Source organism: Enterobacter sp. MGH120 (assembly GCF_001037725.1).
GTDB classification, from domain to species: domain Bacteria; phylum Pseudomonadota; class Gammaproteobacteria; order Enterobacterales; family Enterobacteriaceae; genus Enterobacter; species Enterobacter hormaechei_C.
This window is the reverse complement of the sequence record NZ_KQ089940.1, coordinates 2,553,968-2,567,234: the sequence shown is the minus strand read 5'-3', so window position 1 is coordinate 2,567,234 and position 13,267 is coordinate 2,553,968. Positions and strand designations below refer to the sequence as shown.

The 13,267-nt window shown below is 54.4% G+C and carries 14 protein-coding genes; 5 read left to right on the top strand and 9 right to left on the bottom strand.

The features are described from left to right. Positions 1-12 precede the first annotated feature (12 nt). The 9 genes from SK54_RS12060 to pspA all read right to left on the bottom strand — a co-directional run bounded on the left by SK54_RS12060 (position 13) and on the right by pspA (position 7,563). Positions 13-1,065, bottom strand: a complete 1,053-nt coding sequence (locus tag SK54_RS12060; RefSeq protein ID WP_048247258.1) for a zinc-dependent alcohol dehydrogenase — start codon at positions 1,063-1,065, stop codon at positions 13-15. A 28-nt stretch (positions 1,066-1,093) separates the two neighbouring features. After that, a complete protein-coding gene (locus tag SK54_RS12055; protein ID WP_015570402.1) occupies positions 1,094-1,936 on the bottom strand; it encodes a carbohydrate ABC transporter permease in 843 nt (280 codons plus the stop codon). Then, entirely contained in the window at positions 1,923-2,804 is an 882-nt protein-coding gene (locus SK54_RS12050) for a carbohydrate ABC transporter permease (RefSeq protein ID WP_045349646.1), read from the bottom strand. The genes SK54_RS12055 and SK54_RS12050 overlap by 14 nt, the downstream gene beginning before the upstream one ends. A gap of 21 nt (positions 2,805-2,825) precedes the next feature. Further along, on the bottom strand, positions 2,826-4,118 hold the full coding sequence (locus SK54_RS12045) for an ABC transporter substrate-binding protein (RefSeq protein WP_045335001.1): 1,293 nt from the start codon (positions 4,116-4,118) through the stop codon (positions 2,826-2,828). A gap of 13 nt (positions 4,119-4,131) precedes the next feature. Beyond that, on the bottom strand, positions 4,132-5,829 hold the full coding sequence (locus tag SK54_RS12040) for a sugar phosphorylase (RefSeq protein WP_048247256.1): 1,698 nt from the start codon (positions 5,827-5,829) through the stop codon (positions 4,132-4,134). 195 nt (positions 5,830-6,024) lie between these two features. Next, complete coding sequence (gene pspD / locus SK54_RS12035; RefSeq protein ID WP_003856857.1) at positions 6,025-6,249, bottom strand: phage shock protein PspD; 225 nt, start codon at positions 6,247-6,249, stop codon at positions 6,025-6,027. A gap of 12 nt (positions 6,250-6,261) precedes the next feature. Next, positions 6,262-6,621 (bottom strand): envelope stress response membrane protein PspC, encoded by a 360-nt coding sequence (gene pspC / locus SK54_RS12030; protein ID WP_006810819.1) that lies wholly within the window; start codon positions 6,619-6,621, stop codon positions 6,262-6,264. Next, positions 6,621-6,845, bottom strand: a complete 225-nt coding sequence (gene pspB, locus SK54_RS12025) for an envelope stress response membrane protein PspB (RefSeq protein ID WP_003856853.1) — start codon at positions 6,843-6,845, stop codon at positions 6,621-6,623. The genes pspC and pspB overlap by 1 nt, the downstream gene beginning before the upstream one ends. 49 nt (positions 6,846-6,894) lie before the next feature. Further along, a complete protein-coding gene (gene pspA / locus SK54_RS12020; RefSeq protein ID WP_015570399.1) occupies positions 6,895-7,563 on the bottom strand; it encodes a phage shock protein PspA in 669 nt (222 codons plus the stop codon). Between the two features lie 151 nt (positions 7,564-7,714). Between pspA and pspF the strand changes: the two genes are divergently transcribed. From pspF to sapD, 5 genes are all read left to right on the top strand, one after another. Further along, a complete protein-coding gene (gene pspF, locus SK54_RS12015) occupies positions 7,715-8,707 on the top strand; it encodes a phage shock protein operon transcriptional activator (RefSeq protein ID WP_169809162.1) in 993 nt (330 codons plus the stop codon). Between the two features lie 88 nt (positions 8,708-8,795). Continuing rightward, the gene (sapA, locus tag SK54_RS12010; RefSeq protein WP_048247252.1) at positions 8,796-10,436 is read left to right on the top strand and encodes an ABC transporter substrate-binding protein SapA; all 1,641 of its coding nucleotides are present in this window, start codon (positions 8,796-8,798) and stop codon (positions 10,434-10,436) included. Further along, positions 10,433-11,398, top strand: coding sequence for a putrescine export ABC transporter permease SapB (gene sapB, locus SK54_RS12005; RefSeq protein ID WP_017383081.1), 966 nt, complete (start codon positions 10,433-10,435; stop codon positions 11,396-11,398). The genes sapA and sapB overlap by 4 nt, the downstream gene beginning before the upstream one ends. Continuing rightward, complete coding sequence (sapC, locus tag SK54_RS12000; protein ID WP_003856843.1) at positions 11,385-12,275, top strand: putrescine export ABC transporter permease SapC; 891 nt, start codon at positions 11,385-11,387, stop codon at positions 12,273-12,275. The genes sapB and sapC overlap by 14 nt, the downstream gene beginning before the upstream one ends. Next, the gene (sapD, locus tag SK54_RS11995; protein WP_003856840.1) at positions 12,275-13,267 is read left to right on the top strand and encodes a putrescine export ABC transporter ATP-binding protein SapD; all 993 of its coding nucleotides are present in this window, start codon (positions 12,275-12,277) and stop codon (positions 13,265-13,267) included. Before sapC ends, sapD begins: the two co-directional genes overlap by 1 nt.

Here is a 13,267-nt window from a genome sequence, read left to right as displayed (position 1 = left end):
GCTGTCCTTAGCTTAAAAAGTGACGCCCATTTTGATACTGAGTTCCGGGTGCTGATCGACATACTTCATATAGCTTTCCGGGCTGGTGGTGAAGGTGACGACCGGGTCGATCAGATCTTCGCAATTGAGATAACCGTTCATCAGCAATTCCCAGCAGGTCTCTTCAATACGCTTGCGGCTCCAGCGCGGATAATCCGGGTTGGGTTCACTGCATGCGCGGGAGAAGACAATTTTGGCGTTGTTGAAGTGTGCCTCGCGACCAAGGTTGAAGCCCGCCGCAAACGGCTTGGCGAAGGCCACGTAGGAGATTGTTCCTCCGTAGGCGAGACCGCGCAGCGCAGATTGCAGCGCATCTGCAAATCCGCTGGTTTCGATGATCACATCCGCGCCCTGCTTGCCGGTCAGTTTCTTAATTTCCAGACCGACATCGGTACCGATTGGGTTCAGGCAGTGGTCTGCACCGTGACGGCGGGCGATCTCACAGCGATGTTCGATAGGATCGACACCAATAACCACTGACGCGCCGGCTTTTTTCGCCAGCTGAATCGCAATCTGACCAATCGCGCCCAGTCCCACAATCACGACGAAATCCCCTACGCGGACGTTAGCATCACGCACGCCGCTCATGGCGAACTGCGCCGGATCGTAGCAAACGGCGTTTTTCCAGGATGCGCCCTGCGGCATTTTGCGCAGCTTATAGTTGTTCACCGCGTTAACAATGACCGTTTCCTGCAACGGGCCGTAGCAGCAGACGCTGTCGCCGATCTGGTATTCCGTCACGTCCGCACCACATTCGATGATGTCGCCGACGATCATGTTCCCCAGCTGGAATTTACCAAATTCGATGCCGCGCGCTGCACCTTCTTCACGCGGGGTAAACATCTGCCACTCCGCGTTGAACTCTTCATCGATGAACGGGCTTGCCGCGCGGAAATCCACGACTTCAGTGCCGTGTTTTGGGGCGCCATAACGGGCACGAATCTTCACCTCGTGTGCTGCAACAGGACGATCTTCGTATTCCACCAGCGCCGCTACACGAGGCGCTGTCGCAACTAATTTTTTCATGACTGACTCCTTGTTAAAATCGGCCGCCTCAGCCCTTCACGCCGCCGGCGGTCAAACCACTTTTAATGAAACGTTCAGACAGGGCATACATAATGACGACCGGAAGTGCCGTTACCAGCGATGCAGCCATCATGCGACCCCAGATGTAATCTGGCGTACTGAAGAGCGTGTTCAGCCCGACCGGCAACGTGAAGTTGCTGGCGCTGGACAGGAAAATGGAGGCGAACAGATAGTCATTCCACGCCACCATGAAGCAGTAGACAAAGACCGACACCAGACCCGAGATCGCCAGCGGCACGGTGATGCGAAAGATGATTTGCAGGCGGTTCAGGCCGTCCATCATCGCGGCTTCTTCGATTTCGTCCGGGATGGTGTCGAAATAGCTGCGCAGCATAAAGACCGCGGTAGGCAACGTCTGCGTCACCATGGTGATGATCAGCGCCAGTTCGGTGTCATAAATGCCGAGCGCGGTGATGATTTTGAACAGCGGCACCACCAGCAGGATCCCGGAGAACATATAGACGGTGTAGAAGCTCGCATTGATCGTCGTGCGCCCTTTAAAGCGCAGTTTGGATAACGCATACGCGCCCAGCGTGCCGAGAAACACCGCAATGACCGAGGAGGTCAGCGACACCACCATGCTGTTACGGAAGTAATCCACAAACGGGAAAATCAGCGGGTTAAAGATGTCGATGTAGTGCTGTAGCGTCCACTCCTGCGGCAGAATGGTCGGGTGCAGCGAGATCGCCTCTTTCGCGCTTTTGAACGACGTCATCAACATCACAAAAAACGGAAACAGCGTGATAATCAGAAATAGCGCCAGTCCCAGATAAAAACCGATACGGCCCAGAACGCGTTTATTTGTTGCCATTGAGGTTTACCCTTTTTCTGGTCAGCAGAATGACCGCGAAGATGATCACAAACAGCACAACGGAAATGGCGGCTGCTTTACCCAGGTCATTGAACGCAAAGGCGGTTTTGTAGAGATATACGCCAAGAATGTCGACCTTGGTGGTGAGCAGATACACATCCGCAAACATGTAGAACATCCAGATGGTTCGCAGCGTGACCACCGTGGCCAGCACCGGCATGATGGCGGGCAACGTCACGATACGAAAACGCTGCCAGGCATTTGCTCCGTCCATCTCTGCCGCTTCGTACAATGATTTATCAATGGTCTGTAAAATCGCGAGGAACGAGATAAAGGCATACGGGAAGTAACGCCAGATGGCGAACAGCACAACCAGGACAAAACTGCTGCCAGGATTATCGAACCACAGCGGCGCCTGATCGTAGAGATGCAGCAGATCAACGCCCAGGTAGTTCACAATCCCGTAGCCGTTGTTGAACATATATTTCCAGGCAAATACCAGTGAAATAGACGGCGTCACGTAGGACAGGATCACCAGTGAACGTGCCGTTTTCCGCATGCGGAATTCACGGTTAAAGAAGATCGCTACGGCCAGCCCCAGCCCGGTGCTGCCGAGCACGACCAGCGCCGTGTACCAGAACGTCATCCACAGGGAGTGCCAGAACGCAGCATCGCCCAGAATGCGAATGTAGTTATCCAGGCCGACAAACACCGCATCAATACGCGGGTTCAGCGGTAAACGTAAAAAACTGATTTCAATGTTGGAAATCATTGGCCAGGCCACCAGGGCCCCCAGCAAAATCAGGCTGGGGGCCAACAGCAGCATGGCGAAAGGCATATCTGAACGACCAGAAAACAACGTCTTCATAATTCCCTTCGCAAAGCGCTCCTATCGTTGTGATATCAGGTCAGTCAGTTTCTTCTGGCTGTTGCTTAACGTCGCATTGAGATCTTTTCGTCCCACCGTCACGTTATGCACCATGGAACTGATAATGCCGGACCCGGTAACGTCTCCCATGCGGGTAAAGTTTTTATCGCCCACGGCGCCAAATACCTGGACGTTCGGGAACTGCGCAATCAGCTCGTAAGGCAGTTGGCCAAAGGCTTTGATCACGTCGTTGTTTTTCCAGCTCTCAGTGCCCACCACGAGTTTGTTCACCGGCAGCGCCGCGCCAGGGGACATCATCACCCAGTCAGACGCGTTTTGAGCCTGCTCCATCCAGGTCACAAATTTTTCTGCCGCCTGCGTTTCCTCTTCGGTCTGGCCGGTCGTGATCGTCAACGAGGTGATCATGCCGTACACGGCTGATGATTTTTCCGTCGGGACCACGAACCCCAGGTTGGCCGGATTGCCATCTTTGTAGACCGCGGGCAGGATATAGGTGGAGTAAACGGCCATAGGCGCAGAGCCGTTCATGAAGGCGTCTTTGATCTCCATGACATCATTGGAGCCCGGCATGGTGTTCGCGGCCAGTGCCCGATAAAACGCCAACGCTTTCGACATTTCAGGGGTATCGATTTTCACGTTGCCGTTTGCATCAAAGACGTTGGCTCCGCCTGACAACGCAAACTGCGAGAAGGCCTGCTCCGTCATGACGCTTTCTGCGGTTGGAAGCGCGATACCGTAATGTTTTTTCGCCGGATCGTTGAGCGCCTGACTGGCTTTCAGCAGTCGCTCCCAGTTGTGCGGTTCTTCGATTCCCGCTGCCGCGAGCGCATCTTTGTGATACCAGACGCCGGACAGCCACGCGCTAACCGGCACCCCCGTCCATGCCTTGCCGTCTTCGGTGCGAACAACGCGTAAAATACCGTCGTAAAAGGTATCTTCACCGACGGCGTTAATCGCGTTGCCGATCGCGTCACGGTCCAGCAGTTGCTCTTTATCCATGACTTTGGCGTAGTCATGGCTGACTTCAATCACTTCCGGCAGCGCGCCGGTACGGGCCAACGTAATGACCTTGGTGTTATAGGCATCTTCCTCAACGGGGACCTGTTTCACCGTAATAGTCGGGTTTTCTTTCTCGAATTTTTCGATCAGTTTCGTAATAACTGCCTGACGCTCCTGTTCTACCGACGAGTGCATAAACTCAATGGTGACCTGAGATGCTTTATCGTCCTTACAGCCTGCTAACAGGGCGCACGAAACCAGTGCTGATAACAGCACAATTTTGGGCATTTTCATTTTAGGGTCCTTTTTAGTTTTCTTTAATCCACATTACCTGCCATGGATTGAGGGTCAGTTCCGTACCGCTAATATCTTGTCCTGAGAGTAATTCCCTACCAAAGAGCGTTTGTCCATAAACGGTCAGCATTTTATTGCTAAAATTAAATAATGCTGTCATTCGCTCGCCATTTTCAGCAACACGAACAATTTTAAGAATATGTTCACCGATTGCGTCAAAAATAGCCTGACTATCCGGATGGAACGCACGCTCGCCGCGACGAATAGCAATAAGCTCACTCAAACGAGAATAAATCTGATAACGTATACTCTTATTATTATTAAGCTCCCGATCAACCTGACCTGCGGTGTATTTCTTCCTGTTTATCGCGCGATTATATCCGAGACGTTCGACACCTTCATAATCGTTACGCGAACCAAGAATGCTTTGAATATATACAGCCGGTACGCCAGGAAAACTTAATAACACAGCATGCGCCAGGATGAACCGCGCAATGCGCTCATCATCTGAGCTGTCTCGCAAACTCAACGCATCAAGATAGGTGACATTAATTTCATAGGGGCTTCGCGTTCCGTCAGGATTATTTTTCCAGTTGACCAGCGCGCCTTCCTGCTGAAGCTTTTCGACCAGCGAAAGGATCTCTGATTCCGGAAGGATGCCGCGTAACGGGTTCAATCCGATACCATCATGTGAAGCCAGGAAATTAAACCAGGTGGTGTAAGTTGAAGGCAGCGCCAGCGAGCCCGCCCACCGGCACAGGGCTTTGACATCCTGACGATGAACGGCGTGCAGCACCAGCGGTGGTAAGGAAAACTGATAGACCATCTGGGCTTCATTTTCACCATCACCGAAGTAAGAGATATTGTCTTTGTGGGGAACATTTGTCTCAGTGATGATCACCGTTCCAGGCGCCACGGCGTCCGTAATGGCGCGGAACAGCTGGATAAGGCAATGGGTTTGTTCCAGATGGATACAGGTGGTTCCCGGGATCTTCCACATAAACCCGACCGCATCCAGACGGATATAACGCGCCCCTTCCATGAGGTAATGGAGCAGAACGTCAACCATGGCAATCAGCACCTGCGGCGAGGCGAAATTGAGATCGATCTGGTCATCGCTGAATGTGGTCCACAGATGACGAACGCTGCCATCATTAAGCGTGAACGGCGTCAGCAGCGGTAATGCGCGGGGACGCGTCACCGCCGATAAATCGGTTTCGGGATCGACAGAAATAAAGAAATCTTCGTAGCCCGGCTTCTGCGCCAGATAATTAGCAAACCATTCGCTTTTCGCTGACATATGGTTGCAAACGAAGTCAAACATTAAGCTGGCAGACTGTTTTAATTCCGCGACATCTCGCCAGGTTCCGGTTTCAGGTGCAACTTCGTGATAATCAATAACGGAAAATCCATCATCCGACGACCACGGATAAAACGGTAACAGATGGACATGAGAAAACGTGCGAGAAAGCCATTCATTATAGAAACGGGTAAATACCGGCAACGCTTTCTCCCCTTTCGCGGAGAACTGATCGGCATAGGTAATCAGCACAACGTCTTTTTCATCCCAGCCTGACTTACGCTTTTCTGTAATATTAACCGCCGCCTTTTCAAGCTTAGTTAATAACACGTTAAGGTGTGCATCTGAAAATGATTCACCGTAAATATGATTGATAAGTTTTTTAATTTTTGCGTTCACATTATTTTCCATGGTAGCGGTCCCACGGATTGGCAATCTACTCCCATGTAAAATATCTGTCAACGGACCCGGGGGCAGAAAGCAGCAATCTCAGCGCAGCGCAACGCATTATTGTGAGCTGCCGCAAAGAAAGCAGAAAAGCAGAAGAAACGCAGAAGGGAAAGTCATGCCCCTTCTCTGGGCGAGAAAGGGCTAATGCGGGAGAAACTAGCGTGACAGGTAGCGCCGGGAAACGCGTTTTGCCAGCTTCTGTAACAGCGGCTCCAGAGCGACCGCCAGCATCATTCTGACCGGCTTGCGGGCAACAGACTTGATCGCCCAACCCGCCACACCGGCCGGGCCATAACGTAACGCCGTCATCAGAACCAGTTTACCTGCGATTTTCAGGCCGGGTTTTACCTTCTGACCGGCCTGTTGCCAGTTTTGTTTCATGTAAGTTCTCTCTTAAAGCTGACGAAAACGACTTCTCAGCGTAAAGGTATCGGAGGTGACATAACGTTCCATCTCGCGCAATCGCTTCTCCCCTGCGCTCAGCTGTTCATCCACCGCGTTCAGGAGATCGCTGCTGGTTGGCGTGTTCTCCGCATCCAGCTCACCTTCCGGCATAGGATCGAGCACAAACGACAGAATGATGTATGCCACCAGCGTAATAAAGGCCAGACCGAAGAAAATCGATAATACAGTAACCACACGCACCAGTTTTACCGGAACATCCAGATAGTGCGCCAGCCCGGCGCAAACACCCCGAACCATGCCCTGCTGTGGGATCCGCCACAGTTTTTTATTCAGATTCAGTCCAGCCATTACCGTTCCCTCCAGTTCGGGTGTTCCGCGTCCAGGATCGCTTCCAGCGCCTGAATACGTTCGCGCATTTTATTTGCCTCGGCAGAGAGCTGCGCCAGCCGCTGTTGTTCACTCTGCGACAGCTCACCGCGTGAAGAGCGGTTGCTGTAGTGCAGCCATAACCAGATGGGCAGAACAAACAGCACGAAAATGGTCAGGGGTATAGCCAGAAAAAGCGCGCTCATGTGTACTCCTTGTCTTACGATGCGGCACGCTCAGGTGCCGCAGGAATTATTATTGGTTGTCTTGTTTCATTTTGGCTTTCAGCGCAGCCAGTTGCTCGCTAATTTCATCATCGGCTTTCAGGTCAGCAAACTGCTGATCGAGGGTTTTCTGTTTACCGATGCTGTGGCTCTCGGCTTCAGCTTCCATGTGGTCGATACGACGTTCAAACGATTCGAAACGGGCCATCGCTTCATCCAGCTTGCCGCTGTCCAGCTGGCGACGCACGTCGCGGGACGAGCTTGCAGCCTGGTGGCGCAGCGCCAGCGCCTGTTGACGTGCACGGGTTTCGCTGAGTTTGTTTTCAAGCTCACCAATCTCTTTCTTCATACGCGCCAGAGTATCATCCACCAGCGTCACTTCGTGTTCCAGCGTGGCAACCATGTCGGTCAGCTTCTGCTTCTCAATCAGCGCAGCGCGAGCCAGATCTTCTTTATCTTTACGCAGCGCCAGTTCCGCTTTTTCCTGCCATTCGTTAAGCTGGGCAGTTGCCTGCTCGATACGACGCGTTAACTGCTTTTTCTCTGCCAGCGCGCGGGCGGAGGTGGAGCGTACTTCAACCAGCGTGTCTTCCATCTCCTGAATCATCAGGCGCACCAGCTTCTGCGGATCTTCCGCTTTCTCCAGCAGCGAGTTGATGTTGGCGTTCACGATGTCGGCAAAACGAGAAAAAATACCCATAATTCAATCCTCATAGTTCTGTTATCGGGCGATGCCCTGCTGAGTAGTTAATACAAATCCCATGCCAACTTTTTATCTTATTGATTTTACTGAGTGTGATTGATATTTATCCAGCCAGCAGCTATTCTCACTTGGTGAATATCACTAAGGAGTGGTTAATTTCATCATGGCTGAATATAAAGATAATTTGCTTGGCGAAGCTAACAGCTTCCTGGAAGTGCTTGAACAGGTATCGCGGCTCGCACCGCTGAATAAACCGGTGCTGATTATCGGTGAGCGCGGAACGGGTAAAGAACTTATCGCTAACCGCCTGCACTTTCTGTCTGGCCGCTGGGACGGTCCTTTTATTTCCCTTAACTGCGCCGCGTTGAATGAAAATCTGCTCGACACCGAGCTGTTTGGTCATGAAGCTGGCGCCTTCACCGGCGCACAAAAACGCCATCCCGGACGCTTTGAGCGCGCCGATGGCGGAACGCTCTTTCTCGACGAGCTGGCGACCGCGCCGATGCTGGTGCAGGAAAAACTGCTGCGCGTCATTGAGTACGGTGAACTGGAACGCGTTGGCGGCAGTCAGCCCCTCCAGGTCAACGTTCGCCTGGTATGCGCCACCAACGCCGACCTGCCCGCGATGGTGGCTGAGGACAAATTCCGCGCCGACCTGCTGGACAGGCTGGCTTTCGATGTTGTACAGCTGCCGCCGCTGCGGGAGCGGCGCAGCGATATCATGCTGCTGGCCGATCAGTTTGCCATTCAGATGTGCCGGGAACTGGGTCTGCCTCTCTTTCCGGGCTTCAGCGAACGGGCCACCGGGACCCTGTTCGGTTACCACTGGCCGGGCAATATTCGTGAACTGAAAAACGTGGTGGAACGGTCCGTTTACCGGCATGGCAGCAGCGAGACCGAACTGGACAACATTATTCTCGATCCTTTTCGGCGCGAGGATAAACAGCTCCCTGCTCCGGCGACGCGCCAGCAGGCTCCGGCGTTGCCGCTCGATTTACGCCAGTTCCAGCATCAGCAGGAGCAACAGCTGCTTGAGCAGAGCCTGAAAGAGGCGAAATATAATCAGAAACGGGCGGCTGAACTGCTGGGCCTGACCTACCATCAGTTAAGGGCATTGCTCAAAAAACATCAAATGCGCTGACATTATCAGCACTTACCCCCAGACATTTTTACGAAGCAGGCGTAAGTGCGATACACTTTGCAGATCGAATCTAAAAACCTTAAAAACTATGCGCCTGGTTTTATCGTCCCTGTTTGCACTCGGTTTGTTCAGCAATCTGGCCTTTGCTGCGCCCGATCGCGCTGTGCCTCCTGATATCCGTGATAGTGGTTTCGTCTACTGCGTCAGCGGGCAAGTTGATATTTTTAATCCGCAAAAAGCGGGGAGTGGCCTGATTGTCGATACGCTGGCCGCACAGCTCTACGATCGCCTGCTCGACGTCGATCCTTATACCTATCGGCTGGTTCCGGAGCTTGCTGAAAGTTGGGAAGTGCTTGATAACGGCGCCACATACCGCTTTCGTCTACGCGATGATGTCGCATTTCAGCACACCCCGTGGTTTACCCCAACCCGTAAGCTCAACGCGGATGACGTGGTTTTCACCTTCCAGCGCATATTCAACCGCAATCATCCGTGGCATAACGTTAATGGCGGGAACTTCCCCTATTTCGACAGTCTGCAATTCGCGGACTCGGTCAAAAGCGTTCGCAAACTGGATAACCGTACGGTTGAGTTTCGTCTGAATCGCCCGGATGCCTCCTTCCTCTGGCATCTGGCGACGCACTACGCCTCGGTCATGTCAGCCGAATACGCGGATCAGCTGACGAAAAAGGATCGTCAGGAACGTCTCGATCGTGAGCCTGTAGGCACCGGTCCGTTCCAGTTAGCAGAGTTCCGCGCCGGACAATACATTCGCCTGCAACGCCACGATCGTTTCTGGCGCGGCAAGCCGCTGATGCCGCAGGTTATTGTTGATCTGGGTTCAGGTGGAACAGGCCGACTCTCCAAACTGCTGACCGGCGAGTGCGACGTGCTTGCCTGGCCTGCGGCCAGCCAGTTGACCATTTTGCGCGACGACCCACGCCTGCGCCTGACCCTGCGCCCGGGCATGAACATCGCTTATCTGGCGTTTAACACCGATAAGCCGCCGCTGAATAATCCGGCCGTGCGCCATGCGCTGGCGTTAGCGATCAACAACCAGCGTCTGATGCAGTCGATTTACTACGGTACCGCGGAAACCGCCGCCTCTATTCTTCCGCGCGCCTCCTGGGCCTATGACGGCGAGGCGAAGATTACGGAATATAATCCGGCGAAAGCGCGCGAACAGCTTAAAGCGCTGGGGGCAGAAAACCTGACGCTACAGCTGTGGGTGCCCACCAGCTCTCAGGCGTGGAACCCCAGCCCGCTGAAAACGGCTGAGCTGTTGCAGGCTGATATGGCGCAGGTGGGCGTTAAGGTGATCATCGTGCCTGTCGAAGGCCGTTTCCAGGAGGCGCGTCTGATGGACATGAATCACGACTTAACGCTGGCTGGCTGGTCCACCGACAGTAACGACCCGGACAGCTTCTTCCATCCGCTGCTGAGCTGTGCGGCAATCAACTCCCAGACCAACTACGCCCACTGGTGTAACCGGGAATTTGATGCCGTGCTGCAAAAAGCGCTGGCGTCTCAACAGCTTGCCTCACGCATTGAGGCCTACGATGAAGCGCAAAATATTCTGGCCAGAGAACTTCCCGTGTTGCCGCTTGCCTCTTCCCTGCGCCTCCAGGCCTACCGTTACGATATTAAAGGGCTGGTACTCAGCCCGTTTGGTAACGCCTCCTTCGCGGGCGTGACCCGTGAGAAAGAACAAGAGGTGAAGAAACCATGATTATATTTACCTTGCGTCGGCTACTGTTACTGCTGGTGACCCTGTTCTTCCTGACCTTTGTCGGCTTTAGCCTGAGCTACTTTACGCCGCACGCCCCGCTTCAGGGCTCATCTCTCTGGGACGCCTGGCTGTTCTGGTTTAATGGCCTGCTGCACTGGGATTTTGGCGTGTCCAGCATCAACGGACAGCTCATCTCCGAACAGCTGAAAGTGGTTTTCCCGGCCACCATGGAGCTGTGTATACTCGCCTTTGGCTTTGCCCTCATGGTGGGGATCCCGGTGGGAATGCTGGCGGGAATTTATCGTAATAAATGGCAGGATAAATTTATTAGCGCGCTTGCCTTAATTGGCTTTTCCATCCCTGTTTTCTGGCTGGCGCTGCTGCTTACCCTCTTCTTCTCACTGACGTTAGGCTGGCTGCCGGTATCTGGCCGTTTTGACCTGCTGTATAACGTGCAAACGGTTAGCGGCTTCGCCATCGTTGACGCCTGGCTTTCTGATTCAGTCTGGCGCGACGAAATGATCGTGAGTGCGCTGCGCCACATGGTGCTGCCGGTGCTTACGCTGGCCGTCGCGCCGACGACCGAGGTGATCCGCCTGATGCGCATCAGCACTATCGACGTCTTCGATCAAAACTATGTGAAAGCCGCCGCCACGCGCGGACTGTCTCGCCTGACGATTTTACGTCGCCATGTGCTGCACAATGCGTTGCCCCCCGTAATCCCACGTCTTGGGCTGCAATTCTCAACCATGCTGACGCTGGCGATGATCACCGAGATGGTTTTCAGCTGGCCGGGCCTTGGGCGCTGGATGATCAATGCCATTCGCCAGCAGGATTATGCGGCGATCTCCGCCGGCGTGATGGTGATTGGCTCGCTGGTCATTATTGTTAACGTTATTTCCGATATTTTGGGTGCCATGGCCAACCCATTGAAGCATAAGGAATGGTATGCCTTACGATAACGTCTACAGCGAAAAGCGCACGCCCGGTGCGCTACGCACCGTGTGGCGTAATTTTTACGGCGACACCACGGCGATGATCGGCTTTTACGGCTGCATTGGCCTCGTGTTGCTGTGCGTTTTGGGTTCGTGGTTTGCGCCGTATGGCATCGATCAGCAGTTCCTTGGCTATCAGCTTTTACCGCCGTCGTGGTCGCGCTACGGGGAGGTTTCGTTCTTCCTGGGGACTGACGATCTCGGACGCGACGTGCTAAGTCGTTTGCTGAGCGGCGCCGCACCTACGGTGGGCGGCGCGTTCGTGGTCACCCTGGCTGCCGCGATCTGCGGCCTGGCGCTGGGCATTTTTGCCGGCTCAACCCACGGGCTGCGGTCGGCCGTGCTTAACCATATTCTTGATACCCTGCTCTCTATTCCTTCGCTGCTGCTGGCGATTATCGTCGTGGCCTTCGCGGGGCCGCACCTCACCCATGCGATGTTCGCCGTCTGGCTGGCCATTCTGCCGCGCATGGTGCGCTCGGTTTACAGCCTGGTTCACGACGAGCTGGAGAAAGAGTATGTCGTCGCCGCCCGTCTGGATGGCGCCACCACGTTTAATATTTTGTGGTTTGCCGTGCTGCCTAACATTGCCGCCGGGCTGGTGACGGAGATCACCCGCGCCCTGTCGATGGCGATTCTGGATATCGCAGCGCTGGGCTTCCTGGACCTTGGCGCGCAGCTCCCTTCCCCGGAATGGGGCGCTATGCTTGGCGATGCGCTGGAGCTGATTTACGTTGCGCCGTGGACGGTCATGCTGCCGGGCGCGGCCATCATGGTGAGCGTGCTGCTCGTTAACCTGCTGGGCGACGGGATCCGCCGCGCAATCAATGCGGGGGTGCAATAATGCCGTTACTCGATATCCGCAACCTCACGATCGAAATTAAAACGGGCGAAGGCTGGGTCAAGGCCGTGGATCGCATCAGTATTACGCTCGCAGAGGGCGAAATCCGCGGGCTGGTGGGCGAATCGGGTTCAGGGAAAAGTCTGATCGCCAAGGCCATTTGCGGCGTGGCGAAGGACAACTGGCGGGTGACCGCCGATCGTATGCGCTTCGACGACATCGATCTGTTGCGTCTCTCCCCGCGCGAACGCCGTAAACTGGTGGGCCATAACGTCTCGATGATTTTCCAGGAGCCTCAATCCTGTCTCGATCCGTCCGAGCGCGTCGGGAAACAGCTGATGCAGAACATCCCCGGGTGGACCTATAAAGGCCGCTGGTGGCAGCGTTTCGGCTGGCGTAAACGCCGTGCCATTGAGCTGTTGCACCGTGTCGGGATCAAAGACCATAAAGACGCGATGCGCAGTTTCCCCTACGAACTGACCGACGGTGAATGCCAGAAAGTGATGATTGCCATCGCCCTGGCGAATCAGCCGCGTCTGCTGATTGCGGACGAACCAACGAACGCGATGGAGCCAACCACCCAGGCCCAGATTTTCCGCCTGCTCACGCGTCTGAACCAGAATAACAACACCACCATTTTGCTGATCAGCCACGACCTGCAAATGCTGAGCAAATGGGCGGATAAAATTGATGTAATGTATTGCGGCCAGACGGTAGAAACCGCGCCAAGCGAAGACCTGGTGACGACGCCGCATCATCCCTACACGCAGGCGCTGATCAGGGCGATCCCGGACTTTGGCAGCGCGATGCCGCACAAAAGCCGGCTGAATACACTGCCTGGCGCGATACCGCTGCTGGAATCGCTGCCCATTGGCTGCCGTCTGGGTCCGCGTTGCCCGTATGCTCAGCGCAAATGCATTGAAACACCGCGCCTGACAGGGCCGAAAAACCATCTGTTTGCCTGTCATTTCCCGCTGAACATGGAGAGAGAGTGA

Bases quoted from the DNA above. Each gene is read 5' to 3' on its own strand.
- pspD (WP_003856857.1), bottom strand. From the start codon at position 6,249: ATGAAACAAAACTGGCAACAGGCCGGTCAGAAGGTAAAACCCGGCCTG.
- pspA (WP_015570399.1), bottom strand. From the start codon at position 7,563: ATGGGTATTTTTTCTCGTTTTGCCGACATCGTGAACGCCAACATCAAC.
- SK54_RS12040 (WP_048247256.1), bottom strand. From the start codon at position 5,829: ATGGAAAATAATGTGAACGCAAAAATTAAAAAACTTATCAATCATATT.
- sapB (WP_017383081.1), top strand. From the start codon at position 10,433: ATGATTATATTTACCTTGCGTCGGCTACTGTTACTGCTGGTGACCCTG.
- sapA (WP_048247252.1), top strand. From the start codon at position 8,796: ATGCGCCTGGTTTTATCGTCCCTGTTTGCACTCGGTTTGTTCAGCAAT.
- pspB (WP_003856853.1), bottom strand. From the start codon at position 6,845: ATGAGCGCGCTTTTTCTGGCTATACCCCTGACCATTTTCGTGCTGTTT.
- SK54_RS12060 (WP_048247258.1), bottom strand. From the start codon at position 1,065: ATGAAAAAATTAGTTGCGACAGCGCCTCGTGTAGCGGCGCTGGTGGAA.
- pspC (WP_006810819.1), bottom strand. From the start codon at position 6,621: ATGGCTGGACTGAATCTGAATAAAAAACTGTGGCGGATCCCACAGCAG.
- SK54_RS12055 (WP_015570402.1), bottom strand. From the start codon at position 1,936: ATGGCAACAAATAAACGCGTTCTGGGCCGTATCGGTTTTTATCTGGGA.
- sapD (WP_003856840.1), top strand. From the start codon at position 12,275: ATGCCGTTACTCGATATCCGCAACCTCACGATCGAAATTAAAACGGGC.
- sapC (WP_003856843.1), top strand. From the start codon at position 11,385: ATGCCTTACGATAACGTCTACAGCGAAAAGCGCACGCCCGGTGCGCTA.
- SK54_RS12050 (WP_045349646.1), bottom strand. From the start codon at position 2,804: ATGAAGACGTTGTTTTCTGGTCGTTCAGATATGCCTTTCGCCATGCTG.
- SK54_RS12045 (WP_045335001.1), bottom strand. From the start codon at position 4,118: ATGAAAATGCCCAAAATTGTGCTGTTATCAGCACTGGTTTCGTGCGCC.